Consider the following 25,364-nt stretch of genomic DNA (forward strand, 5'->3'; position numbering starts at 1 on the left):
CGTCCCTATTTCCCCACACCTCTCACCCTGGGCGACAGATCACGCTCTCGCTGGCCACAACGACCCACTCACGACTCGACGACGTACTTGCCGCCCTGGTTCCGCCGGTCCTTCTCGTACGGGTTGGTGGAGTTCGGCTCCGAAGGTTTCCTCGGTTCGAGGTTCGTCCGGTCGGTTCCGCCCGCTTCCTTGGCGGCGCTTTCCCGTTCGGCCGTCTCCGGATTGGGGTCGATCTTGTTCCGGTCCTTGGTGGCGTTTTCCCAGGCCGCGAACGTCTTCTTGAGATCGTCCGAGAGCTCGCCGTCCGTTTTGGCGTACGCTTCGGCCGCCTTCCTGAGCTGCTCACCGGCGAGAAGGAACCGCGCGCAACTCGTCCTCATGAACTGTTCGACGGCGTCGCGGATCTCCAAGGTCGTGTCGTCGCCCGTGCACGTCTGCTCGTCGCGGCCCGCGAGGTGCCGGTCGGCGCCGTCGGCCCCGGCGAGGATCCGCAGTTGATCCGAATATCCCTGTGCCGCTTCGAAGCAGGTTTGCGCCACCCTCAGGAGGAAGTGGACCTCGACCTTGATCCCCTTGTACTTCGCGCGGTCGGTCTGGTTCGGCAGCGTGTTCGCGGTGAGGTCGTAGAGCTCGAGGTTGTAGCTGTGCACCCCGGCGATCGCCTTCTGCAGGGCCAGCACGTCCCCGCCGAAGTCGGATTCGAGGCCGGACAACGCGTTGTGTTCATCCTGGATCGAGGTGGTGAGCTTCTGCAGGATGTCCTGGAGGGACATGGCGTCCTGCTCGACGCTGAGTCCCTTGATGACCCCGCCGACGAAGCCTGCCAGGGTGAGGACGGCGCCGGCCGGGCCGAGGAACTTCCCGCCCGCCTCGTTGACGGTGTTCACGACCTTGCTGAGTTTCGCCCCCGCGGACAGCAGGCTGCTCACGATCCCGTGGATCGCTTGCACCCGATCGACCTTCTCCAGGATCGCGTCCGCGGTGAAGACCTTGAGCGTGACCTTCTCGTCCAGTTTCTTGGTGGCCCAGATGATTCGTTTGACGATGTTGAGCCGGGTCGCCTGGATCGTCGCGGCGCGCGTGGAATACAGGGTGGACAGGCTGGCGAGGATGAGTGCCTGGTTCAGCATGGTCGGCGCGATCGAGGCGAAGAACCCGGCCCGGAACTGCGCCGCGGCGAGTCCGGTCCACTGGATGAACCATTCCTCGTTCTCGCTGGTCGTACCGTCCAGCCACTCGACGTTCCGGACGACCGCGCCCTGCCCGAGCAGCTCGGTCACCCGCCCGTTCTTGTCCTGGAAGCCGAGGTTGCCGGCGACGTTCAGGAACGTGTTGTGGGCGGCCTCGAGCTTCGCGAGGTCGGGCCCTTCCAGCTGCGGGACGAACTTGGCGATCTCCTGCCGCCGGTTCCACGCCAGCCGCTCGATCTGTGCCAGGTTCCGGTCGACATGGCACTCGACGGTCATCCCGGTCTGCGGGTTGTGACCGTCGCAGTGGACGTCCTTGTAGTGGCCGAGCATGCCGTCTTCGACCCACGTGAGGTATCCGCAGAAATCCTCGGAGCCCGACAGGTGCCCGTACGCTTCGGTGGGCCACTGCCAGGCCCAGGGCTCCGCCGAGCACGGGACGGCGGGCGAGAGATGCGTCATGGCGTCGACGGCGTCTTCCGACCAGCGCTTGGTGAGCGCCTTGTGGAAGTCGTCCAGCGCGCCGTCAAGCATTCTTTTGTACTCGCTGAGACTGAGATATTTGTCGGCCATGGAGGCCCCCGCTTCCGCTCCCTGTGACAAAGGCAAGCGAAGTGTAACGGCGATGCCGGGTTTCCGCGCCCGAACTCCGAAAAAGCGAAGGGCCCGGACATCCCCATGTCCGGGCCCTTCGTCCATCCCCCTTGCCCCCTACCCCCTTGCCCCCTGTCGCCGGATCGCGTTTAGCGGGCTAAACGCGATCCGGGACGGGCGGACGCCGCGTCCCCTGCGCGCGACGTCCGCCCCCGATCAGGATTCGCCCGGCTGTTCCGGAGTCAGGAGCCACGCGGCGGCGTAGAGCGGGATCGCGAATCCGGCGGTGAAGAAGATGCCCGCCACGAGGGCGATGCGCAGGATCGCGGCGTCGACGCCGAGGTAGGCGGCCCAGCCGCCGGCGACGCCCGCGAGCATCTTGTCGGTCCGGCTGCGGTAGAGCTTCTTGGTGGCCTGAGGGGTGTACACGCTGTTCGTCATGGATCGATACTCGCCTGGGACCGACCCTCGGCACATCGGGGAACGGCCCTGGGACGACCCTGGAATCCGACCCTGAGACCCCGAAAATCGGATGCCCGCCGGGTGGGCGCGCCGGTATGACTTCTCGGGTGAAACACGACAGCCCCGAATTCGCCGCCATCGCCGAGCAGGGCACGATCCTGCGCTGCCAGGTCGGGTCCGGGCTGCACGGCACCGCCGTGCTCGGCCAGGACGACCGGGACGAGCTCGGCATCTGTGTCGAGCCGCCCAGCCACGTGATCGGCCTGAAGCGGTTCGAGCAGTACATCTTCCGCACGCGGCCCGAAGGCGTCCGGTCCGGTCCCGGCGACCTCGACCTGACCGTCTACTCGCTGCGCAAGTGGCTGCGCCTCGCGCTCAACGGGAATCCGACGGTGCTGCTGCCGTTGTTCGTGCCGGAAGCCGAGATCGTGGCGATCGACGAGCTCGGCGCCGAACTGCGCGAGAACGCGCACCGGATCGTCTCGCGCCGCGCGGGCCTGCGGTTCCTCGGCTACTCCCGCGCCCAGCGCGAGCGGATGCTGGGGCTGCGGGGCAAGGCGGGCAGGCCGGAGCTGATCGAGAAGTACGGCTTCGACACGAAGTTCGCCATGCACATGGTGCGCCTCGGCGTGCAGGGCGTGGAGCTGCTGGAGACCGGGCGGATCACGCTGCCGGTCCCTGAGCCGTGGCTGGGCTGGCTCCGGGATCTGAGGCAGGGCAAGAAAACCCGCGAGGAGGCACTGGAAGCGGCCGAATCGCTTGAGCGCCGGCTCGACGAGCTGGTGCGCGGGGCGTCGCCGCTGCCGGACGAGCCGGACACCGGCTGGGTCGACGCTTGGCTCGTGCAGGCCTACCTGAGGACGTGGAAGATGCCTTGATGACGATCAAGGCGAAAGCGCTCATCTTCGGGGTCGCGGTGCTGACCGTGCTGGGAATCGGCACGGCCGGCGCCGTGCCCGAAGGCCATGGCGCGCGAAGCAGGCTCGACGCCGTCCAGGCGCGCGGCGAGATCCGCGTGTGCTCGACGGGGGACTACCGCCCGTTCACCTATCGCGACGCCGCGGGCGCGTGGAGCGGGATCGACATCGACCTCGCGGGGGATCTCGCCCGGCGGCTCGGCGTCCGGCTCCAGTTGGTCCAGACCACTTGGAAGGCGCTTGCTGACGCCGTCGGGCGCGAATGCGACTTGGCGATGGGCGGGGTGTCGGTGACCCTGGACCGGGCGAAGAAGGGCTTCTACACCGTTCCTTATCTTCGTGACGGCAAGACCCCGATCACTTTGTGCGAGAACGAAAAACGATTCCAGACGCTGGAACAGATCGATCAGCCGGGCGTCCGGGCGATCGTGAACCCGGGCGGTACCAACGAACAGTTCGCCGACGCCAACATCGAGCGGGCGACCATCGTGCGGCATCCGGACAACAACACGATCTTCGCCGAGATCATGGCGGGCCGCGCCGACCTGATGATCACCGACGCGACCGAAACCCGTTGGCAGGCAAAGCAGAACCCGCGGTTGTGCGCGGTGCATCCCGACGAGCCGTTCACTTTCTCGGAGAAGGCGTACCTCCTGCCGCGCGACGTCGTGTTCAAGGAATGGGCCGATCAGTGGCTGCGTCTCGCGCTGAACGACGGTACCTACGCGCGCATCGCGAAGCCGTGGCTCGGCTGAAACCGGTTTGAACCACTTTCGTTATCCGGCCGTATCTCTGGATGTGGGTGAGGAGGAACCAGACCGGAGGAACACGGATGATGAACAGCGCCGGGAAACACCGCAAACGGGCGACGATCGGCATCGCGTCCGTCCTCGGGGTGGCCGCGATCGCCGCGGCGATGTTCGCGGTCAGCACTCCGGACGGGCAGGCCGCGGAAAGCTGCCAGGGACTGGACACCGCCCTTCGGAACAACCTCAACTTCATCGCGGACCAGCAAGCGAAGCCGGACGCTCTTTCCGGGGCGCGGATCGGGAATCGGCAGGCCGTCGTCGACCTCATCCAGCAGCGTCGCCAGACCGCGGGCTGCGCCGAGGACGTGCGGGCCGACGGCGGGAAACAGGAGCAGGACAAAGCCGCCGACGAAGCGGAGAAGGCCGCCGAAAAGGACGCGGCAGGGCAGGACGACGCGGCCGCGGGGGGCGGCGAGGTCGTCTGTCAGGGCTCCACGGTGACGCTGTCCGGCGAGGGCGGCGCGCCCGCCGCGTCCAGCGGCGAGTTCCCCGAGGGCACCAAACTGAAGGTGACGAACCTGGACAACGACAAGTCCACGACCGTCGAGGTCACCGGCACTTCCGGCAGTTGCGCGCTGCTGAACAACGCGGCCTTCGAACAGGTCCGCGAACCGGGCAAGTTCCTGATCCGCCGGGCCACCATCGAGCGGGTCGGCTGAGACACCCGCACCGGATCGGGGAAGGCGCGAACAGATCCGGTGCGGCGGCGGCACGAGTCCTCCTGGTCCCCTCGGCCAGGAGGGCTCGTGGTCGTTTGTATCTCGCTTGTACGCCCTTTCGGGACGCTTCTCGCGAAACGCCGAGAAAGGACATTCTGATGAGACTCAGACGAGTGGTCACCGCGGCCGCCACCGCGTTGCTGGGCATGGCCGGGCTGGCGATCACCGCGACGTCGGCCGAAGCCGCCGTCGGGCCGCGTCCCAACTTCCAGCTTCCGTTCCCCTGCAACCAGGTGTGGAACGGCGACAACGACAACAGCAGCGCGCACCGGGCGTACGAAATCGACTTCAACCGTGGCAGTTCCGCGGGGGCGGACCTGGGCGACACGGTCGTCGCGGCGGCGGCCGGCAAGGTGGTCACCTCGGCGCACCAGGGTTCGGAGAACGGCTTCGGCAACCTGGTGAAGGTCGACCACGGTGGGGGATGGTCGACCTATTACGCGCATCTGAAGGTGCGTTCGGTCGCGGCCGGCGCGCAGGTCACGCAGGGGCAGAAGATCGGCGAGGTCGGCAACACCTCCAAGCCGGGCAACAACATAAGCCCGCACCTGCACTACGAGGTCCGCACCAACGACGCCCTGTGGCCCGACAACATCAAGCCCGCGTACTTCAACGGCGTGAAGTTCGGCTACCCCAACGCCAACGTGACCTCCAAGAACACCTGCAGCGGCAGTGGGAACCCGAACCCGTACGACGCCGTCGAGGTGTGCGGCGACGGCTACAAGGTGATCGACTCGCAGGCGCTCGGCAGCGCCGCGACCACGTACCTGCTGTACAACGGCACGAGCAAGAACAACTGCGTCACCACCATCAAGTCCACCTCGGTCGGTGCGGCCAGCGCGGTTTCGGCCTTCCTCGAAGTGGAAGGCGCGGCCAGGAAGACCGATTCCGGCAGCTTCGAGTACTACGCGGGCCCGGTGAGCGCGGCCGCGGGCGCGAAGTGCGTCAAGTGGGGCGGCTCGGCGGGGTCCTCCAGCTACGAATCCCCGCTGGAACACTGCGGCTGATCCCGTATCACGCGCTATGAAAGGTCCTTTCCTTGCAAAATTTGCAAGGAAAGGACCTTTCATAGCGTCGGGAGGTGGGCGCGGACGCGAGTGAAGCGAGACTCCCAAGCCGCGCGGACGTCCGGAGCGGCTGCGTGACCGGCGAACAGGTCGGGCGCGGGAGCCTGAAGCGGCACCGGCAGGCGTCCGTCCACAGGGGACAGTGAAGTCCCGCAGACGTCACCCGTCAGCAAGGACATCGTGCCCAGTCCGCAGGCGAAGTCCAAAGTGGGCAGTGCGCCCGCGAGCGCCAGTCCGGCGGCGAGCCCGACGCTCGTCTCGACGGCGGAGGACACTACGCACGGCAGGCCGCAGGCTTCGGCCACCTCCAGCGCCCGCCGGACCCCGCCCAGCGGCGCGACCTTCAGCACGGCGATGTCGGCCGCCCCCGCGACGGCCACCTTGAGCGGGTCCTCGGCCCGGCGGATCGATTCGTCCGCGGCGATCCGCACGCCGACCCGGCGCCGGACGCCGGCCAGCTCCTCGATCGACGGGCACGGCTGCTCGACGTATTCGAGCCCGCCCGCCGCGCGGTCCAGTTCGCCGATGGCCTTGATCGCGGTGTCCACGTCCCAGGCCATGTTCGCGTCGACGCGGACCGCGCCTCCCGGACCCAGCGCCGACCGCACCGCCTCCACCCGGGCACAGTCCTCGGCGAGGCTCACCCGCGGGTCGGCGACCTTCACCTTCGCCGTGCGGCAGCCCGACGCGGACACGAGTTCGTACGCCTTCTCCGGGGACACCACCGGGACGGTCGCGTTCACCTCGACGCTCTCCCGCACCGGCGACGGCCACCCGCGTTCGCTCGCCTCCAGCGCGGACGCGAGCCATGGCGCGCTTTCGGTGTCGGAGTAGTCGGAGAACGGGCAGAATTCGCCCCAGCCCGCTTCGCCGCGGATCAACAGTCCTTCACGGACGGTGATGCCGCGGAACCGCGTGCGCAGGGGGATCGAGTAGACGTCCATCGGCACCGATCATGCCACCGGTGGAATCGCGTGCCGTTTCGCGCGATTCCGGACAGAATGAGCGACGTGGCACTCGACTTTCGCGTGCTGGGACCCACCGAGGTCACGGCCGACGGGCTGCCGGTGCCCTTGGGCGGCAGCAGACCGCTCATCGTGCTGGCAGGCCTGGTGCTGCGCGCGAACACGGTGGTGCCGGTCGAGGAGCTGGGCCGCTGGCTGTGGCCGGACGATCAGCGCCGGTCCAAGGGCGCCCTGCAGACCTACATCCTGCGGGTCCGCCGCGCGCTCGGCGACGAGGTCACCATCCGCACCGAACGCGGCGGCTACCTGCTCGAACTCGACGAGAGCCTGCTCGACCTCGCCCGTTTCCGCGCCTCCGCCGCGGCGGGAGCGGAGGCCGCGGGGGACGGTGACCTGCGTCAGGCCGCGGATCGGTTCGCCGCCGCGCTGTCCGAATGGCGGGGCCCGGCGCTGCAGAACGTCCACTCTGAAGCGCTCCTTCGGGACGAAGCCGACCAGCTGGGCGAAGAGCGGCTTCGCGTCCGCGAGCAGTGGGCGGACGCGCTCATCGCCCTCGGCGACCACGCCGCCGTCGTCCCCACGCTGACCAGGCTGTGCCGCGAGAACCCACTGCGGGAGCGGCTGCACGAGCAGCTGATGATCGCGCTCTACCGCTCGGGGAGGCAGGCCGAGGCGCTGAACGTCTACCGCCGGATCGGCGCGGTGCTGGCCGAAGAGCTCGGCCTGGACCCCGGCGCGTCGTTGCAGCGGGCGCACCAGGCGATCCTGACCGGCGAAGAGTCCGTCGAGACCACATTGGACTCCGAGCTGACGCGGTACCGCCTCGGCGCCGAACCGCTGATCCCGCGTCAGCTTCCGGCGGATCTCCGGGTGTTCTCCGGCCGCCAGCGCGATCTCAAGGCGCTGCACGGACTCGTCCCGGAGGCGCTGGAAACCGAGTGGTCGACGTCCATCGCCTCGATCGAGGGCATGGGCGGCATCGGCAAGACGACGCTCGCCGTCCATTTCGCGCACGAGGTCGGAGAACGCTTCCCTGGCGGTCAGGTGTATCTCAACCTGCGCGGATACGGTCCCGGAGAGCCGGTGGAAGCCGCCACCGCGCTCGAAACCATGCTCGTGTCCGTCGGTGTCCCCGCCGACCGGATCCCCGCCGACGTCGACGGCCGCGCGGCGACCTGGCGCACCTACAGCGCCGGCCGCCGGATGCTGATCCTGCTCGACAACGCCGCGAGCACCGAGCAGATCCGGCCGCTGCTGCCCGGCCCCGGCTGCCTGGTGCTGGTGACCAGCCGCTGGCAGCTGCAGGCGCTCGTGGCGACCCACGGCGCGCGGCGCGTCGCGCTGGAGGAGCTGCCGGACGAGGACGCGATCGCCCTCGTCGCCTCGACGATCGGGCTCGACCGGGTCACCGAGGATCCCGAGGCCACGGAACGGTTCGTCCGGTACTGCGGCGGGCTGCCGCTGGCCATCCGGATCCTCGCGGTGCGGGCGGCGCAGTTCCCGGATCTCGCGCTGCGGGAGTTCGTCCGGCTGCTCGAAGCCGAACAGGACAGACTGGACTCGTTCGACCTCGCCGACGGCGACGAGACGAACATCCGGGCCGTGTTCTCGTACTCGTACCGCGCGCTCGACGAACGGGCGGCGCGGCTGCTGCGGCTGCTCGGCCTGCCCACCGGCGGCGACTTCAGCGTGCCCGCGGCCGCGGCGGTGGCCGGGATCGACATCGCGGAAGCACACACCGACCTGGCGAAACTGGCTTCCGCGCATCTGATCGCGCGGGCCAGACCCGGCCGATACCAGTTCCATGACCTGATCCGCGCCTACGCGGCCGAACTCTCGGCGGAAATCGACGGGCCCGAGGCGCGGACGGCAGTGCTGGACAGGCTGCTCCACGCGTCGCTGGCCTCCGCGCTGAACGCGTCGAGGCTCTTGCGTTCGGACCGGCACTACCGGCTCGTCGACCCGGAGCGGTTCGACGGCGCGGGGCTGAAGTTCGGGCACTACGAACAGGCGCTGGACTGGTTCGACGAGGAGGCGGGAAACCTCATCGCCGCGGTGAACGTCGCCTACCGGGAGCGGCGATTCCGGGAGTGCTGGCAGCTTGCATGGCTGCTTCAGTCGTACTTCATCGTGCGGGCCCGGTTGGAGGACTGGCGTTCGGTGTTCGGCGTCGCGCTCCGCGCGGCTCGCGATCTGGGGGACCGCTCCGGCGAGGCCGCCATGCTCAGCGGACTCGGCGTGGCCTGCGGAGTCGCCCGCCAGTACGAAGACAGCATCGCCTACCTCAAGCAGGTCGTCGAGCTGCAACGGCAGGTCGGGGACCGGCAGGGCGAGGCACGGGCGCTCTACAACCTCACGCTGGCCAGCCAGGACCCCGACACCGGCTGGGAATACGGGACGCGCGCGTTGGCGCTCATCCGGGAGTCCAACGTCGGCGCCGGCATGGAGGCCAGCGCGCTGCAAGCCCTCGGCGACATCTGCACCCAGGCCGGCCGCTTCGAGCAGGCGCTCGACTTCGCCGACCAGGCACTGGCGCTGGAGGCGCACGCGCTCCCCGACGAAGCCCGCTTCACCTTGCACACCAAGGGGACCGCGCTGGTCGGGCTCGGCCGGCACGGCGAGGGCATCGCCTGTATGAAGCGGGCCGTCGACATGTTCTTCGCCCACGGCGAGCTCTACGAGGCGGCCGACGTGCTGGCCCAGCTCGGCGGAATCCATCTGCGGTTCGGCGATCCCTCGTCGGCGCGGGACTGCTGGCTGCGTTCGGTCCGGGTGCTGACCGAGCTCGCGCATCCGGACGCCGAGGACGTCCGCACGAAGCTCGCGTCGCTCGTCGCCGGCCAAAGCTGAGCGAGGCACGGGCGCCCGGCGTGCCGACCCCCAGTAACAGCAGCACGCGAGTACGCCCGTGCCTCACGCCCCACCTAACAGGACACCGCTCACTGTGCGCTGACTGTGCAGCTCGCGCGGTTCACGCCAGGAGTTTCGCGAGGGCGATCGCGTTCTTCGGGGCTTCGACCTCGACATCATTGTCGAAGTAGACGTACGTGTCGCGACGCCAGCCTTCGATCTTGCGGGCCCACTGCTTGAGCGCCTTTTCGCTGTACCCGCTGACGTACAACTCCTCCGCGCCGTGCAGGCGGACGTACGCGAAGTCTTCGCTCGTCATCTCGTCGACGAACGGGAACTTCCCGGCGGTGTCGGCGACCACGAGCGCGATGCCGTGCTTCCGGAACAGTTCGAGGCTCTCGGGTTCGGCGAAGCTCGGATGCCGTACTTCGACGGCGTGCCGGAGCTTCCGGCGAGGCTTCCCGTCAGTGTGCGGCTCGGCCTTCAGCTTGTCGTCGTGCTCACCCGCGAGCTTGGCGGCGGCGTGACTGGTGCGCGGCAGCAGCTTGAAGAACGTCTCGACGCGCTCGGCGTCGAACGCCAGCCGAGGCGGCAGCTGCCAGAGGATCGGCCCCAGTTTCCGGCCGAGCGCCAGCACCCCGGACGCGAAGAAGTTCGCCAGCGGCGTCTCGACGTCGCGCAGTCGCTTCTGATGCGTGATGAAGCGGCCGCCCTTGACGGCGAAGACGAAGTCGTCCGGTGTCTGCTCGGCCCACGCCCGGTACCGCTCGGGCCGTTGCAGGGAGTAGAACGAGCCGTTGAGCTCGGCCGAGTTCATGCGGCCCGCCAGGTATTCCAGCTCGCGCCGCTGCACCAGCCCGCGGGGATAGAAGTCCCCGCGCCAGGACGGGTAGCGCCAGCCCGAAGTGCCGATCCTCAGCTCCGCGACGTCGATCACCGCCTTCCGAAGCCCTGATTCCCCCTCTCCTCCCGGCGCAAACGCCCGCTCACGCCCACGAGAACCGCCACCGGCGGGTCTGGACCAGGCTGGCGGCGAACTCGCGCAGATTGCCCGGCTGACCGGCGAACGCGGGCAGGCAGAACGAACGGTGCTCGGCGGCGACGGTGAGCGCGCGGCCCTGGGTGCGCGGCGGCGCGGCCACCGACAGCTCCATCGAGTCGAAGCCCAGCACCGTGAGCGTCGCGCCGAAGCGGTCTTCCCAGCTGCGCAGGATCGCGGACAGCTCGTGGACCTGATCGGTCGCCTTGATCATGCCCGTCCAGCCGAGGATCGCCGGGATGTCGGCGGGCCGCTCCGTCTGCACCAGCGCGAGCCGGTGCTGCCCGCGCGCGGCCAGGATCGACCCGGTGTTGCCCGCCTCGGCCAGCGGATCCGCCCGGCGAGACGGGCGGCGCGCGAGGCCGGGGAACTTCGCGCCGAACGGGCGCAGGCAGGCGCCGTCGCAGCACGACGTGTCCCACCAGCGGGCCAGCACCTCGGCCGGGTCCACCGAGGAGATCCGGTGGTCGGCGGGGGCGAGCCTGCCGCGGTCGTCGAGCCAGTCCTCGCCGTTGGCCGCGAACCGCTGGTCGTGCGGGATCAGCACCGGCCACAGCCCGGAGCGGTCGAACTCGGCGACACAGCCGGTGTAGCGCTCCGGCTTGGCCAAAGGCAGATCCGAAACCCAGATCCGGCCGTGCCAGCGGCCGGGCGGCAGGGTCTGGACGGGCGGCGTACCCGGTCGGAACGGTGCGATCGTCATCGGCTTCCCCTCGAACTGGTGTTCGGTCAACTCTACCCGAACACTAGTTCGAAGCACCGACAGTTTTCGATACCCCGTTTGCGGGATTTCGGGACCGGCGCCCCAGGCGTCCCTGAAGTCACAGGCGCCACATCGGTACCGTCCACAGTGGACGGTGCCCTCGCGCCGTGCAAGGACCGCGGCCAGAGGACTAGACGCGTGAGGTCACATCGGGCGCAGCAGGTCGTCCGCGTCCACGATCCGGTACGCGTACCCCTGCTCGGCCAGGAACCGCTGCCGGTGCGCCGCGTACTCGGTGTCGACGGTGTCCCGCGAGACGACCGAGTAGAAGTGCGCCTGCCGCCCGTCGCCCTTGGGCCGCAACAGCCGTCCGAGCCGCTGGGCCTCTTCCTGTCGCGAACCGAACGTCCCGGAGATCTGGATCGCGACCGAGGCCTCCGGCAGGTCGATCGAGAAGTTGGCGACCTTCGAAACGACCAGCGTCCTGATCTGACCGCGCCGGAAAGCGTCGAAAAGCTCCTCGCGTTCCTTGTTCCGCGTCGCGCCCTGGATCACCGGCGCGTCCAGTTCGTCGCCGATCATCTCCAGCTGGTCGAGGTAGGCCCCGATGACCAGCGTCGGCTCGCCGGGATGCCGGTCCACCAGCGTTTTGATCACCTTGGTCTTGGTGTCCGCGGTCGCCGCCAGCTTGTACCGCTCCTCGGCCTCGGCCGTCGCGTACGCGAGCCTCTCGGCGTCCGTCAGTGTTACCCGGACCTCGGTGCACTCCGCGGGCGCGATCCAGCCCTGCGCCTCGATGTCGCGCCACGGGACGTCGTACCGCTTCGGGCCGATCAGGGAGAACACATCGCCTTCGCGGCCGTCCTCGCGCACCAGGGTCGCCGTCAGCCCCAGCCGCCGCCGCGACTGCAGGTCCGCGGTCATCCGGAACACCGGCGCGGGCAGCAGGTGGACCTCGTCGTAGACCACCAGGCCCCAGTCCCGCGAGTCGAACAGGTCCAGGTGCCGGTATTCGCCCTTGGTCTTGCGGGTGACCACCTGGTACGTCGCGATGGTGACCGGCCGGATCTCCTTCTTCTCCCCGGAGTATTCGCCGATCTCCTCCTCGGTGAGCGAGGTCCGCGCGATGAGCTCCCGCTTCCACTGCCGCCCGGCGACGGTGTTCGTCACCAGGATCAGCGTCGTGGCCTTCGCGTGCGCCATGGCCGCCGCGCCGACCAGCGTCTTGCCCGCGCCGCAGGGCAGCACGACGACGCCGGACCCGCCCGCCCAGAACGCTTCGGCGGCTTTGCGCTGGTAGTCGCGCAGTTCCCAGTCGTCCTCGGCCAGCTCGATCGGGTGCGCTTCACCGTCGACGTAACCCGCGAGGTCCTCCGCCGGCCACCCGACCTTCAGCAGCGCCTGTTTGAGCCGTCCGCGTTCGGACGGGTGCACGATGACGTTGTCCTCGTCGATGCGCGCGCCCAGCATCGGGCTGATCTTCTTGTGCCGGAGGATCTCCTCCAGCACCGCGCGGTCGGTGGTCGACATGACCAGGCCGTGCGCCGGGTGGTTGGCGATCTGCAGCCGCCCGAACCGGCCCATCGTGTCCACGATGTCGATGAGCAGCGGCTGGGGCACGGGGAACCGCGAGTACGTCGTCAGCGCGTCGACGACCTGTTCGGCGTCGTGGCCGGCCGCGCGAGCGTTCCACAACGCCAGCGGCGTGATCCGGTAGGTGTGGACGTGCTCGGGCGCGCGTTCCAGTTCGGCGAACGGCGCGATGGCGATCCGCGCGTCGTCGGCCTGGCTGTTGTCGACCTCGAGCAGGACGGTCTTGTCGGACTGGACGATCAGCGGGCCATCGGTCACATCCTCCTTTATACGTTCCGGCCACACCGGCTCCCGCCTCGGCACCGCTGGTGGAAGGATGTGTGTCAGGTGAGGAGGAGGGGACTTTGACGACTACACCGACCGGCGGGATGCCCGAGTACGACCCGTTCAACGCGCCCGCGCCGCTGCCCGCGATGCCGGAGGTGGGGCCGCCGACGCCGTTCCCGAAGCCACCGCCGATCAGCGTGCTGGCCAAGGTGTCCATCGTCTTCGGTGTCGTCGTCGCGCTGGGCGTGGGGAGCCTGGTCGCCTGGGGGATCTCGCAGTCGGGCAAGTTCACCACGGTCGAGGCGGGCAAATGCGTGTACCTGACCGACGAGGCGGGCGGCGCCCAGAGTTACACGACCACCAGTTGCACGTCGAGCCGCGCGACCTTCCGCATCGACGAGGTGCGTTCCGGCTCGTCCGGATGCCGTGATTCGGACTACGTCCAGTTCGAGCTGTACGGGAGTTCGTCGAGCAAGAAGGCCGAGAAGACGCTCTGTCTCGCGCTGAACGTCGAGACCGGGGACTGCCTGCGTGACGTCGTGCACGAGACGCGGATCGCGAAGGTCCGCTGCACCGACATCAGCGCGGAGGCACGGGCCGTCGTGACGAAGGGGTCGTCGGAGACGGCCTGCTCGTCGGACGACACCGAACTGCACTACACCGGGCCGCCTGAGCGCACGGTGTGCCTCAGGCCGACCGGGGAGAATATTTAGGAGCGAGGCACCATCGACTGCACGTCGAGCCGCGCGCCGAGCATGCCGGAGTTGTGCATCAGGTCGGCGACCCGCTGCAGCCGGATGCCGTTGAGGGAGACCGGGTACGACCCGAGCGAGATCAGCGACGCCGTGGTCCGGTCGATGTCGGAGAACGTCGGCAGCGCGTCGCGGACGACGGCCGGGTCGGCGGCCCGCACCTGCGCCTCGCCGAGCACTTCCCGGAAGGCCGCGAGCGTGCGGGCGTTGCCCTGGCCGAAAGTGCCTGTCGAGACGTAGGACGACATCGGGAAGTCCAGCGTCGCGCCGCGCGCGCCGTCGGCGAGGATGCTCGCCCCGAGTTCCTTCTCGGCCCTCGTGATGTACGGCTCGACCATCCACGCCGCGTCGACCTCGCCCGCCTGCAGCGCCTGCGGCATCCGGTCGAACGGGTTCTGCTTGAACTGAATCTTGTTCACGTCCACCCCCGCGGTCCCGAGCACCGAACGGGCCGCGAGCACGCCGACGTCGTCGAGCATGTTCACCGCGATCTTCGGTGCCTTCTTGAGCGTCGGCTCGGAGTAGTCGGAGCCGGGGAGTGTGACGAGCGCCATGGTGTTGCGGCCGGCGGTGTAGGCCTCGCCCTGCAACTGGAGCGCCGTCCCGGCCGCGGCGGCGCGGAAGATCGACACGTCGCTGGCGAACGCCAGGTCGATCTCGCCCGCGGAAAGTTTGCCGATCGACTGGTCGGCCGGAACATCGACGAGGGTCACGGCGAGGCCCGCGGCGGTGAACTTCCCTTCGGCGACGGCGACCCTCAAGGGCGCGGTGTCGATGGGGCTTCCGACACCGATGCGTAGTTCCGACCGTTCGAGTGGCGCGTCGCTGCTTGCGTCACCGCCGGAAAACACTCCGCAACCGGCTGTCGCCAGCAGAGCCGCTACCAGCGGAATCGCCAAGACGCGCATCTTCGTCACCGCTCACCTACCGAGAGAATGTGCTCCTCCTGCTGGATCGTATGGTCCGGGCCCCATACGATCGCGTGCGGGAGACGCCGGATTGCGCGGCTTTCGATCGTTCTCGAACCTTGTTACTCTACAGTAGGTTCGGGCTCTCGTCCCCGATGTCAGCCATGGGAAAGGGTCCCGTGGTGGGAAAAGGAAACCAGGTGGCCCGTCGCGACAAGCGTCCCCGTGGGGGCGACGCGGCGGAACGGCACCCTCGCGTCGGTGGCCGCTGGCGGCTGCGGAACTGGCACCTGCGTACCAAACTCTTCGTGGTACTCCTGATTCCCGCGCTCGCGGTGGTCGCCCTCGTCGGGCTCCGGGTCAACTCGGATCTGCGGGATGCGCGGCAGCTGGCCGAATTCGCCACCCGCGGCCGGGTCGACAGCACCGTCGCCGAGGCCGTGCACCAGCTCCAGCGTGAACGGGACCTCACCGTCCGGTTCGTCGCGGGCGATCGCAAGGGCGACGTCTCCGAACTGACCGAGCAGCGCAAACGCGTCGACGAGGCCATCGGCACGTTCGACCGCACACTCGGCGAGAGCAAGAGCAGGCTCGGCGACAAGTCCGCGACCAGCCTGCAGCTGACCAGCGACCGTCTGCGCGTGCTGACCGGGCTCCGCTTTTCCGCGGAACACTCGGCTTTCCCCGCCGACGCGGTGCTGCGCTCCTACAGCGAACTGATCTCGGGCCTGCTCGACATCAGTGATTCCACCGCCGCCGACGTGTCCGATCCGGATCTGGGGAAGCTCCGCCTCGCGGGCAACGCGCTCGCGCGGATCAAGGACCAGATGTCGGTCAAGCGCGCGATCATGGCGGCCGCGCTCGCCCAGGGCGGCCTCAACCGGGACAGGACCCGCGCGCTGCTCGGGGCGGAGGCCGAACTCGCCGCCGCCCGCAACGACTACCGCACCTTCGCGACCCCCGAACAGCAGCGCATGTACGACGACACGGTCATCGGCCTGATCGTCGACATCGGCAACGACATGGTCGAATCGGCGCTCATCCGCGCCGAGAACAACCAGGGCCTCGGCGGGCTGGACCCGAACCAGTGGGACACCTCGGCCACCTACACGGTCAATCTGGCCCATCAGGTGCAGCAGGGGCTGCTCGTGCAGCTGCAGGAACGCACCGACGCCCTTGCGGCACAGGCGAGAACGTCCGCGATCTGGGACGGCGGCATCGTGCTCGCCGTACTGGTGGTCGCCGGGGTGCTCTCGGTGATCATCGCGCGTTCGCTGTTGCGACCACTGCGGATCCTGCGCCGCAGCGCGCTCCAGGTCGCCGAACACCAGCTCCCGGCGGCCGTCCAAGGCCTGCTCAGTGATCCCGAGCCGCAGCCGGAGAACCTGCGACGGCGCCTCGCCGTCGCGCCGGTGCCGGTGTTCAGCCGCGAGGAACTCGGCCAGGTGGCGCGGGCGTTCGACGCGGTGCACGGCGAGGCCGTCCGGCTCGCCGGGGAACAGGCCATGCTGCGGGAGAACATCAACGCGATGTTCGTGAACCTGTCGCAGCGCAGCCAGGATCTCGTCGAGCGCCAGCTTTCCGTGCTGGACCGCATGGAGGCCGACGAACAGGATCCCGACACGCTCGCCGGGCTGTTCGAACTGGACCACCTCGCGACGCGGATGCGGCGCAACAGCGAAAACCTGCTGGTGCTCTCCGGGACCGACGTCGTCCGCGAGGACGGCGGATCCGTCGTCGCCGACGAGATCATCGGCGCCGCGCTCTCGGAGGTCGAGCACTACCAGCGCATCGAACTCGGCGCGGAGCCCCGGATCGCGGTGCGCGGCGAGGCCGTCAACGACCTCGTGCACGTGGTCTCCGAGCTGCTGGAGAACGCGACCCGCTACTCGGACCGGAGCACGATGGTGCAGGTCGAGGGGCACGAGACCGATCGCGGCGAATGGCAGATCGAGATCACCGACCACGGCGCCGGGATGCCGCAGGCGGAGATCGACCGGACCAACACGCGGCTGGCGAACCCGCCGGACGTCGATGTCGAGGTCTCGCGGCGGATGGGCCTGTTCGTGGTCGCGACACTGGCCGTCCGGCACCGCATCGACGTCCGCCTGCGGTCCGCCGACGGCGGCGGGATCACCGCGGTGGTCGTCGTGCCCGCCGGGCTCATCGTCGAAGCGCCGCGGCCCGCCCCGATGCCGGAACCCCCGCCCGTCGCCGCCACCCCCGAGCCGGAACCCGAACCGCCGCTGGAAGTCCCGCCGCTGCCCGAACCGGAGGAGAGCGACGCGGAGTCGCGGTTCGCGCCCGTATTGGACCCCGGGCCGCTGCGGCGCGCGCCCGTCGTCGAACGCGAGACCCCGCCAGAGTGGCCTTCGTCGGACGACGACGCCGCCAACCATCTCGAACTGGACTCGCCGACCGAGCGGATGCCGAAGTACCAGAGCGTGCTTTCGCAGTGGTTCGACCACGGTGGCCCGCGCGAGGGGCCTTCGCCCGCCGAACCCGGCCCGCCCTCCTTGCCCTCGTTCGAGCCGGTGAAAGCGGCCGAGGCGAGCGCCGCGAGCCAGGAACCCGCGCGGGAACCGGACGAGCCGACCGAGCCGGCGCTCAAGCCGGTGAAACCGAAAGCTCTGGTGCCGAAAGAAGAGGCGCCGGCGCCCGAGCCGGAGCACGCTTGGCCGACGTCCGCCGAGCTGGAACAGGAGGACGGGGCGGAGGAGACGTGGCCGGTGCTGCCCGCCGTCGTCCCCGAGGCCCGGTCGCAGGACGACAGGCCGGAGAAGCCGCGAGGGGAGAGGCCGATACTCTCACTTTCCCCCGAAGCGGTTCGCGAACGGATGACCAGCCTGCAAGGCGGATTCCGGCGCGGTCGCCACGCCAGGGGTGAAGACAACCCCTCGGATTGAGCGAAACGGAAGATCCATGAGTTCGAAAACCGGCCTGCTGGAAGTGATCGCGCTGACCGCGGCGGACGCGGAGCGCGCACAGGAGGGCGGGGCCGATCGCCTCGAACTGGTCAGCGACATGGCCAGCGACGGTCTGACGCCGTCGGTCGGGACGCTGCGCGACGTGCTCGCCGCCACCGATCTGCCGGTGCGGGTCATGCTGCGCGACAACATGTCGTTCGCCGCCGGTGACCTCGACGGGCTGCGCGCGGACGCCGTGCGGCTGATCGAAGCGGGCGCGCGGGAGTTCGTCCTCGGATTCCTGGACCTGGAAAGCGAAATCGACGTCGACGCCTGCGAGACCCTGGTGAAGGAGCTGGACGGTCTGCCGTGGACCTTCCACCGGGCCATCGACCGCGCGCGGGACCCGTTGCGCGCCTACGACCAGCTGGCCGCGCTCGGGTGCGACACGGTGCTCGCGGCCGGGCATCCGCACGGCGTGGCGCACGGTCTCTCGGTCCTGCAGCGGCTCGCCCGGCGTGAGGACGGGCCTCAGCTGCTGGTCGGGGGCGGTCTGCGGGCCCAGCAGGTGCATCTGCTGCGGGCAGGCGGGGTGCGCGCGTTCCACGTCGGCAGCGCCGTCCGGCCCGGCGGCTGGGAGTCCGATGTGGACGCCGCCGCCGTGCGCGAGTGGGCTGCCGTGGTCAAGTGAACACCGGGTCAGGTCCAGACCACACACGGTGATATGAGGTTGCATCTTCAACTATCGGCGGGTGACGAGATACCGTGTGCGCCATGGCTACCCGCACCGTACGTGACGCGACCAGGGAACTGCTGCGAGAACTGGGCCTGACCACGGTTTTCGGCAACCCCGGCACGACCGAGATCGCCTTCCTCACGGAATGGCCGGACGACTTCACCTACGTGCTCGCGCTCCACGAGGCGTCCGTCGTCGCGATGGCCGACGGGTACGCCCGCGCCTCGCGACGGCCGGCGCTGGTGAACCTGCACTCCGCGGGCGGGGTCGGCCACGCGCTCGGGCATGTCTTCACCGCCTATCGCAACAACGCGCCCCTGATCATCCTGGCCGGACAGCAGACCAGGTCGCTGCTGCCCGACGACCCCTTCCTCGGTGCCGTCGAGGCGACGAACTTCCCCAAGCCGTACGTGAAGTGGAGCTGCGAACCGGCCAGGGCCGAGGACGTCCCGGCGGCGCTGGCGCGGGCGTATCACATCGCGACGCAGGCGCCCATGGGTCCGGTGTTCGTCTCCGTGCCCGTGGACGACTGGGACGTCGAGACCACGAAGCCGATCATCTCCCGGCCGCCGATCCGCGGCTTCGCGCCCGATCCGTCCGCTGTGGACGAGCTGGTGTCCGCCTTGGACGCCGCCGAGCGCCCGGCGATCGTGGTCGGCCCAGGCATCGACGGTGAAGGCGCCGTGCCGGACGTCGTCGCGCTGGCCGAGAAGGTGGGCGCCGGGGTCTGGGCGCCGCCGATGGGTGCGCGCAGCTCGTTCCCCGAGGACCACCCGCAGTTCTTCGGTTTCCTGCAGCCGGAACGAAAGATGCTCGCGGGCGCGCTGGCCGAGCACGACCTCGTGGTCGTCATCGGCGCGCCGGCGTTCACCTACCACGTGTACCGGGGCGAGTCGGAAACCGCGCTGCCGCCGCTGTTCCTGATCAGCGACGACGAGCAGGTCCTCGCCAGGGCCGCCGAGGGCACCGGGATCCGGTCGACGCCGAAGCTCGCGATCCGCGCGCTCCTGGACCGCGCCGCGCCGCGGGAAGCGCCGAAGTCCCGTACCCGGCTGGAAAAGCCCGCCGAGGCCACGCCGATCACGCCCGGTTTCGCCTACGCCACGATCTCGGAAGTCCTGCCGGACAACGCGATCGTCGTCGAAGAGACGCCGAGCCACCGCAACGAGCTGCACGACCACCTGCCGATCAAGTCCACCGACACCGGCTTCCTCACCGTCGCCAGCGGCACCCTGGGCTACGGCCTCCCCGCCGCCGTCGGTGCCGCGCTGGCCCGCCCGGACCGCAAGGTCGTCGCCATCCTCGGCGACGGGTCGAGCATGTACTGCGTCCAGGCACTGTGGACGGCGGCGCAGCACAATCTGCCGGTGACGTTCGTGATCTTCGACAACTCGGAGTACGCCGCCGTGCGCATCCTCGGCGAGGCGGCGGGCGGCGAGAAGGTGCCGGGCGTCGACCTCGGCGGCATCGATTTCCCGGCGCTGGCGAAGAGCCTGGGCCTGGGGACGTCGGTCGTCGAGAAGGCCGAGGACCTCAAGCCGGTGCTGGAAGCCGCGCTGCCGGACGAGCACCCGCACCTGGTGCACGTCCGCATCGACGCGAACCCGCGCACGCTCTACTGACGAGCCGAAGGGCGCTTTCGCGCGCTATGAAAGGTCCTTTCCTTGCAAAATTTGCAAGGAAAGGACCTTTCATAGCGCGTGGGTCAGGAGGGCTGAAGGCTCCGGCCCTGGGCCCAGAAGTAGCGAAGGCCTCCTTCCCTACCCTGAAGGTAGTGAAGGAGGCCTTCACGGACTTTGGCCGTCAGGAGCTCTTGGCGCGAGCCTCAGCGGCAGCGTCGGTCGCGGCGTCCTGCTGCGCCAGCTCGTACTCGGCCGCGTCCGAAGCCGCGGTGACGGCAGCGGCGTTCTCGGGAGCACCGCCGTGCAGCAGCCGCGCCACCTCACCGCGCAGCGTCACGAACTCGGCGGACTCGCGCGTGGTGATCTGGTTCCGGTCCGCGGGCAGCCCGACAGGCAGGTCCGCGACGATCGTGGCCGGCGACTTCGACAGCACCAGCACCCGGTCCGACAGGTAGACGCTCTCGTCGATGTCGTGCGTGACCACGAGGATCGTGCTCCCGTTCTCGCGCTGCACGCGCCGGGTCAGATCCTCGAGTTCGAACCGCGTCTGCGCGTCGACGGACGCGAAAGGCTCGTCCATCAGCAACAGCGCGGGCCGGCTGGCCAGCGCCCGCGCGATCGACACACGCTGCTGCATACCGCCCGAGAGCTGCCACGGGAACTTCGAACCGACCCCGGCCAGGCCGACCGACTCCAGCGCGTCCTGCGCCCGCGTACGACGCTCCGAGCGGCTCAAGTTGCGCCACCGCAAGGGGAACTCGACGTTCTTGGCGACCGAGAGCCACGGGAACAGCGAGCGGCTGTAGTCCTGGAACACCACGGCCAGATCCTCCGGCACCCCGGCGGAGATGTCGTCGCCGTGCAGGCTGACCCGGCCGGACGTCGGCTTGATCAGCCCGGCGATGCAGCGCAGCAGCGTCGACTTACCGCAGCCCGACGGGCCCACGATGCTCGCGAGCTGCCCCGCTTCCACGGTGAACGACAGGTCGTTGACCGCGACGTGCGCCTTTTCTCCCGCGCCGTACCGGTGGTTCAGCCCGGAGACTTCGAGCATGGTTGACATCTTGCTGACCCTTCGAAAGAACTAGATACGGCCGTTGCGGGTGGGCTGCCAGCGAAGCACTCTCTGCTCCACCGCGAGGAACGCCGCGTTGAACCCGAAGCCGAGGAGCCCGAGCAGGACCAGCCACGACCACATGAGCGGGAAGTCGAACGCCTGCTGGGCGTCCATCAGGGACCGGCCGATGCCGTTGTAGGAACCGACCAGCTCCGAGATCACCATCAGCAGCAGGGAGATGGACAGGCTCAACCGCAGGCCGGCGAAGATCTTCGGCCCGGCGGCGGGCAGCACGATCGAGCGCACCCAGTACGACCGAGGGGTCCGGAACGACTTCGCGGTGTCGACCTTCACCTGGTCCACCGACCGGACGCCGTCCACGGTGTTGAGCAGCACCGGCCAGATCGCGCCGAAGATGATCGAGCCGGTCTGCATCCCCGGTCCGAGTCCGAAGAGGACGATGAACACCGGGATCAGCGCGGGCGGCGGCACCGAGCGGAAGAACGCGAACAGCGGCCCGACGTAGTCCATCCCGTGCCGGGACCGTCCCAGCGCGACACCCAGCGCGACGCCGAGCGCGCCGGCCAGCAGCCAGCCGCCGAGCGTCCGGCCGAGGCTCGGCAGGACGTTGTCGAACACGGTGTCGGTCAGGAACAGCTGCGAGGCCGGACCGGTGAACCACAGCTTCACCGAAGTGGCCGCGATTTCGGTCGGCGGTGGGAAGAACGGGCTCTGGCCGAGCCGGGTCGAGAGCTCCCAGAGTCCGAGCAGGGCGAAGAACAGCAGCCAGTTGCGGACCAGGATGCCGAGGCCCCGGCCCACGCGCCTGCCGACGCGGCTGGTCAGCGTGAGGGTCGTCACGAGATCGCCTCCCGGTCGACCGTGCTCCAGCGGAACGCCCGCCTGCCGATCATTTCGAGTCCGCCGTTGATGAGGAAGCCGAGCGCGCCGACCACCACGGTGCCGGCGAGCACGAGGTCGAACCTGGTCGAACCGGTGCTGGCCTGCATGATGAAGTTGCCGATGCCGAGTTTGGCGCCCGCCAGGAACTCGGTGCTGACCACCGCGATCAGCGCGATGTTGGCGGACAGCCGGACCCCGGTGAACACGAACGGCGCGGTATGCGGCAGCGCCACCGACGTCAGCGTCCGGAACTTGCCCGTGCCGCAGGCCTTCGCGGTCTCCATCAGCACGGGGTCGATCTCGCCGAGCGCGTAGATCGTGTTGAACATGATGGGCCACAACGACGCGTACACGGCCAGCGTGATCTTCGCCTCGGGGCCGCCGCCGATCAGCAACAGCACCAGCGGGATCAGCGCGACGGCGGGGATCGGCCGCAGGAACTCGACGACCACCGCGGTCGCGGTGCGCAGGCCGGGGATGCTGCCCAGCAGCAGCCCGGCGGGCACGGCGACGGCGACCGCGATGAGCAGGGCGATCGCCCACGCGAGGAACGTGGCGATCAGATCCCGGATGAACTGCGTCTCCCCGAACTGTTCGAAGATCGTCACGAGGACGACGGACGGCGGGGGGAGGAACTCTTTACGGACCAGGCCGGCCTGGACGATCACTTCCCAGACGAGGAAGAAACCGGCCAGACCGGCCAGGGCACGGAGAAGTCGTGGCACCTTGACCTTTATCCAGCTTGAGGGGCGAGCATCGGAGCGGCGTCGAGCTTGGCCGTCAGCACACCGGTCTGCAGCAGCAGGTCCGGCACGCGCTGCAGACGGCGCGGGTCCAGGGTGGACCCGAACGTCGGCAGCGTGAGCAGGGACGCGGTTTCCGCGTCGACCTTGGCGTACTTGACGATCAGGGGCTCGATCTTGGAGCGGTCGGCCGAGTCGCGCACGGCCTTGCCCAGTGCGCGCTGGAACGCGGCCAGCGTCTTGGGGTTCTTGTCCACGAAGGACCCGAGCGCGCCGAAGCCCGCCAGGGGGAAGTCCTGCGTGGCGCCGGTCGCGATGTCGACGACCGGGGTGGCGCCGACGACCTTGGAGGCCTGGGTCAGGAACGGCTCGGGCAGGTAACCCGCGTCGACCTGGCCCGAAGCGAGCGCGGCAGCGATGTTCGGCAGTGCCATCGGCACCCACTGGACCTTGCTGGTGTCGACGCCGTGGTCCTTCATCACCGAGACGGTGAGCAGGTGGGAGGCGGTGTTCTTGTCGGTGATCGCGATCTTCTTGCCCGCGAGGTCGTTGATCGTCTTGACCGACGAGGTCGGCACCGTGACGACCGCGTTGCTCTTGGGGCTGGCCGAAACGGAGTCGGCGACGAGCCGGACGTCGGCCGCGCCCTTGCTCTTCGCGACGAAGAACGGCATGTAGGTGGAGAAGGCGATGTCGACCTCGCCACCGATCATCTTGGTCATCGACGCCTGACCACTGGGGGCGTCGACAGCTTCGACCTCGAGACCCTCGGCCTTGAAGTAGCCGCCTTCCTGCGCCAGCCGCAGCGGCGCGAGGTCGACGACGGGCAGCAGGGACACCTTGATCTTCGGCTTCTCAAGAGCACCGTCACCACCACTGGATGCCTTGGACGTGTCTTCCCCGCCGAGGGCGCCACAGGCGCCCAACGTGGCGAGCATGAGCGCGCTCAGGGCGACGCCGATGGCACCCTGTCCTCTACGTGACCGACCCCTGCTCATGGCGTTTCGAAACAAAGCCAGCTCCTCGGAAACAATGAATCACCGTTGGGTTTTTTCATCCGTGTCGTGGCTTCGTTTCGCCAGGCACGCGGTCACCTTAGAGATTTGCCCACCTGCTCACAATGGGTGTCGTGAGCGGGTGATCATTTTAGGCCATTCGCCCGATCCTATGATCACCCGCTTGGACAGCATTACTTTAAGTAAGCAAATTGCGAGCAAAGCGGCTATTCGGAGTAACCGCGCGTCATCAACTCGTGGCCTGGGCCGCGATCATGGGAGCGACGTCGATCTTGGTCTGGATGGCGCCCATCTGCAGGAGCAGGTCCGGGACCCGCTGGATGCGGCGGGGGTCCAGGGTGGACTGGAAGGTCAGCAGCGTGGTCAGCGCGGCGGTGTCCTGGTCGATCTTGGCGTACTTGACCAGCAGCGGCTCGATCTTGGAGCGGTCCGCCGCGTCGCGAGTGGCCTTCTGCATGGCGCGCTGGAAGGCGGCCACGGTCTTCGGGTTCTCGCTCACGAACTTGCCGAGGGAGCCGTAGCCCGCGGTGGGGAAGTCCTGGGTGGCGCCGGTGGCGGTGTCCACGACCGGGACGGTGCCCGCCTGCTTCGCGGTCTGCGTGATGAACGGCTCGGTCAGGAAGCCGGCGTCGATGTCGCCGTTCTTGAGCGCGGCCCCGACGTTCGGCAGCTGGATCGGCACCCAGGTGACCTTGCTGGCGTCGACGCCGTGGTCCTTCATGACCGATTTGGACAGCGTGTCGGACACGGTGTTCGGTGCGGTGATGCCGATCTTCTTGCCGGCCAGGTCACTGACGCTCTTCACCGACGACGTCGGCAGCGTGACCAGCATCGTGCTCTTCGGGCCGGCGGAGGAAGCGTCCGCGACCAGCTTGATGTCGGCGGTGCCCTTGCTCATCGCGATGAAGAACGGCGTGTAGCTCGCGTACGCGACGTCGACCTCGCCGCCGATCAGCTTGGTCAGGGAGATCTGACCGGTGCCTGCCTCGATCGCCTCGACCTCGAGGCCTTCGTTCTTGAAGTAGCCGCCGTCCTGCGCGAGGCGCAGGGGCGCGAGGTCGATGGTCGACATCACGGCGACCTTGATCTTCGACTTCTCGAGGTTTCCGGAGCCGCCGGAGGAGGACGACTCGTCCCCGCCGAGCAGGCCGCAGCCACCGACCGACGTCGTGACGACGACCGCCATAGCGAGCGCGAGCGCCTTCGCTTTTCCACGAGACGGCCGCCCGAGGCGGGCGCTCAAGGCGTTCTTCGAAAGCAAGTGGTGCTCCTGATCGAGGGGGAGGACACGTGACGACGTGCCCTGATGTGGAATTCGGAAGTGACTCTTTGCCGGAGTCACGGCCTCACTGTAGAGAACGGACAACGTGCTCACAATGGGTGGTCATCCTATGATCCCCAGTGGTAACGATCACCCGAACAGGTTGTTTGTCAGAAGTGAACACAACTCGGCGTGTTCGCGCCGTGGGTTTGTTGACAACTGAGCGCGGACAGGTCAAGGGCCGTCCGGTGTCTTCTTGTGCGTCTTGTCCGAAGGGTTACATCTGGG

General features: G+C 68.8%; 21 protein-coding genes. 9 read left to right on the forward strand and 12 right to left on the reverse strand.

Annotated elements, in window-relative coordinates; genetic code table 11:
• Positions 1 to 68: 68 nt before the first annotated feature.
• Complete coding sequence (locus tag ACFOSH_RS34800; RefSeq protein ID WP_378244311.1) at positions 69 to 1,760, reverse strand: hypothetical protein; 1,692 nt, start codon at positions 1,758 to 1,760, stop codon at positions 69 to 71.
• Positions 1,761 to 1,997: 237 nt separating this feature from the next.
• The gene (locus ACFOSH_RS34805) at positions 1,998 to 2,222 is read right to left on the reverse strand and encodes a PspC domain-containing protein (protein WP_378244313.1); all 225 of its coding nucleotides are present in this window, start codon (positions 2,220 to 2,222) and stop codon (positions 1,998 to 2,000) included.
• 128 nt (positions 2,223 to 2,350) lie between these two features.
• Here ACFOSH_RS34805 and ACFOSH_RS34810 point away from each other — a divergent pair, with 128 nt between their 5' ends.
• The 4 genes from ACFOSH_RS34810 (at position 2,351) to ACFOSH_RS34825 (ending at position 5,695) form a co-directional block, all read left to right on the forward strand.
• Positions 2,351 to 3,121: a nucleotidyltransferase domain-containing protein gene (locus ACFOSH_RS34810; protein ID WP_378244315.1), complete on the forward strand. Its 771-nt coding sequence runs from the start codon at positions 2,351 to 2,353 to the stop codon at positions 3,119 to 3,121.
• A complete protein-coding gene (locus ACFOSH_RS34815; RefSeq protein ID WP_378244317.1) occupies positions 3,121 to 3,915 on the forward strand; it encodes a transporter substrate-binding domain-containing protein in 795 nt (264 codons plus the stop codon). Before ACFOSH_RS34810 ends, ACFOSH_RS34815 begins: the two co-directional genes overlap by 1 nt.
• A gap of 77 nt (positions 3,916 to 3,992) precedes the next feature.
• The gene (locus tag ACFOSH_RS34820) at positions 3,993 to 4,628 is read left to right on the forward strand and encodes a hypothetical protein (protein ID WP_378244319.1); all 636 of its coding nucleotides are present in this window, start codon (positions 3,993 to 3,995) and stop codon (positions 4,626 to 4,628) included.
• A 158-nt stretch (positions 4,629 to 4,786) separates the two neighbouring features.
• On the forward strand, positions 4,787 to 5,695 hold the full coding sequence (locus ACFOSH_RS34825) for a M23 family metallopeptidase (RefSeq protein WP_378244321.1): 909 nt from the start codon (positions 4,787 to 4,789) through the stop codon (positions 5,693 to 5,695).
• Positions 5,696 to 5,754: 59 nt separating this feature from the next.
• On the opposite strand, the gene ACFOSH_RS34830 is transcribed toward ACFOSH_RS34825, so the two are convergent.
• A complete protein-coding gene (locus ACFOSH_RS34830) occupies positions 5,755 to 6,699 on the reverse strand; it encodes an o-succinylbenzoate synthase (protein ID WP_378244323.1) in 945 nt (314 codons plus the stop codon).
• A gap of 66 nt (positions 6,700 to 6,765) precedes the next feature.
• On the opposite strand from ACFOSH_RS34830, the gene ACFOSH_RS34835 reads away from it, so the two are divergent.
• The gene (locus ACFOSH_RS34835) at positions 6,766 to 9,570 is read left to right on the forward strand and encodes a BTAD domain-containing putative transcriptional regulator (protein ID WP_449224204.1); all 2,805 of its coding nucleotides are present in this window, start codon (positions 6,766 to 6,768) and stop codon (positions 9,568 to 9,570) included.
• 121 nt (positions 9,571 to 9,691) lie between these two features.
• Here the strand turns inward: ACFOSH_RS34835 and ACFOSH_RS34840 are convergent, their stop codons facing one another.
• From ACFOSH_RS34840 to ACFOSH_RS34850, 3 genes are all read right to left on the reverse strand, one after another.
• Positions 9,692 to 10,507 carry a DUF72 domain-containing protein gene (locus ACFOSH_RS34840; RefSeq protein WP_378244326.1) on the reverse strand — a complete coding sequence of 272 codons (816 nt, stop codon included), beginning with the start codon at positions 10,505 to 10,507 and terminating at the stop codon, positions 9,692 to 9,694.
• A gap of 49 nt (positions 10,508 to 10,556) precedes the next feature.
• On the reverse strand, positions 10,557 to 11,312 hold the full coding sequence (locus tag ACFOSH_RS34845; protein ID WP_378244328.1) for a DUF4253 domain-containing protein: 756 nt from the start codon (positions 11,310 to 11,312) through the stop codon (positions 10,557 to 10,559).
• Positions 11,313 to 11,516: 204 nt separating this feature from the next.
• Positions 11,517 to 13,163 (reverse strand): DNA repair helicase XPB, encoded by a 1,647-nt coding sequence (locus ACFOSH_RS34850; RefSeq protein WP_378244330.1) that lies wholly within the window; start codon positions 13,161 to 13,163, stop codon positions 11,517 to 11,519.
• 86 nt (positions 13,164 to 13,249) lie between these two features.
• Between ACFOSH_RS34850 and ACFOSH_RS34855 the strand changes: the two genes are divergently transcribed.
• Positions 13,250 to 13,885, forward strand: coding sequence for an LppU/SCO3897 family protein (locus ACFOSH_RS34855; RefSeq protein ID WP_378244335.1), 636 nt, complete (start codon positions 13,250 to 13,252; stop codon positions 13,883 to 13,885).
• On the opposite strand, the gene ACFOSH_RS34860 is transcribed toward ACFOSH_RS34855, so the two are convergent.
• Positions 13,882 to 14,841: an ABC transporter substrate-binding protein gene (locus ACFOSH_RS34860; RefSeq protein WP_378244337.1), complete on the reverse strand. Its 960-nt coding sequence runs from the start codon at positions 14,839 to 14,841 to the stop codon at positions 13,882 to 13,884. The genes ACFOSH_RS34855 and ACFOSH_RS34860 overlap by 4 nt on opposite strands.
• Before the next feature lie 191 nt (positions 14,842 to 15,032).
• Here ACFOSH_RS34860 and ACFOSH_RS34865 point away from each other — a divergent pair, with 191 nt between their 5' ends.
• The 3 genes from ACFOSH_RS34865 (at position 15,033) to mdlC (ending at position 20,096) form a co-directional block, all read left to right on the forward strand.
• Positions 15,033 to 17,738 (forward strand): sensor histidine kinase, encoded by a 2,706-nt coding sequence (locus tag ACFOSH_RS34865; RefSeq protein WP_378244339.1) that lies wholly within the window; start codon positions 15,033 to 15,035, stop codon positions 17,736 to 17,738.
• Positions 17,739 to 17,754: 16 nt separating this feature from the next.
• Positions 17,755 to 18,429 (forward strand): copper homeostasis protein CutC, encoded by a 675-nt coding sequence (locus tag ACFOSH_RS34870; RefSeq protein WP_378244341.1) that lies wholly within the window; start codon positions 17,755 to 17,757, stop codon positions 18,427 to 18,429.
• An 83-nt stretch (positions 18,430 to 18,512) separates the two neighbouring features.
• On the forward strand, positions 18,513 to 20,096 hold the full coding sequence (gene mdlC / locus ACFOSH_RS34875; RefSeq protein WP_378244343.1) for a benzoylformate decarboxylase: 1,584 nt from the start codon (positions 18,513 to 18,515) through the stop codon (positions 20,094 to 20,096).
• Positions 20,097 to 20,277: 181 nt separating this feature from the next.
• Here the strand turns inward: mdlC and ACFOSH_RS34880 are convergent, their stop codons facing one another.
• The 5 genes from ACFOSH_RS34880 to ACFOSH_RS34900 form a co-directional block, all read right to left on the reverse strand.
• Entirely contained in the window at positions 20,278 to 21,159 is an 882-nt protein-coding gene (locus ACFOSH_RS34880; RefSeq protein WP_378244345.1) for an ABC transporter ATP-binding protein, read from the reverse strand.
• A gap of 21 nt (positions 21,160 to 21,180) precedes the next feature.
• Positions 21,181 to 22,014 carry an ABC transporter permease gene (locus ACFOSH_RS34885; protein WP_378244347.1) on the reverse strand — a complete coding sequence of 278 codons (834 nt, stop codon included), beginning with the start codon at positions 22,012 to 22,014 and terminating at the stop codon, positions 21,181 to 21,183.
• Positions 22,011 to 22,781, reverse strand: coding sequence for an ABC transporter permease (locus ACFOSH_RS34890; RefSeq protein ID WP_378244349.1), 771 nt, complete (start codon positions 22,779 to 22,781; stop codon positions 22,011 to 22,013). The genes ACFOSH_RS34885 and ACFOSH_RS34890 overlap by 4 nt, the downstream gene beginning before the upstream one ends.
• A gap of 8 nt (positions 22,782 to 22,789) precedes the next feature.
• Positions 22,790 to 23,797: an ABC transporter substrate-binding protein gene (locus ACFOSH_RS34895; protein ID WP_378244351.1), complete on the reverse strand. Its 1,008-nt coding sequence runs from the start codon at positions 23,795 to 23,797 to the stop codon at positions 22,790 to 22,792.
• A 247-nt stretch (positions 23,798 to 24,044) separates the two neighbouring features.
• A complete protein-coding gene (locus ACFOSH_RS34900; RefSeq protein ID WP_378244353.1) occupies positions 24,045 to 25,076 on the reverse strand; it encodes an ABC transporter substrate-binding protein in 1,032 nt (343 codons plus the stop codon).
• Between the last annotated feature and the right edge of the window lie 288 nt (positions 25,077 to 25,364).

The sequence above is a fragment of the Amycolatopsis speibonae genome, from assembly GCF_042647925.1.
GTDB classification, from domain to species: Bacteria; Actinomycetota; Actinomycetes; order Mycobacteriales; family Pseudonocardiaceae; genus Amycolatopsis; species Amycolatopsis speibonae.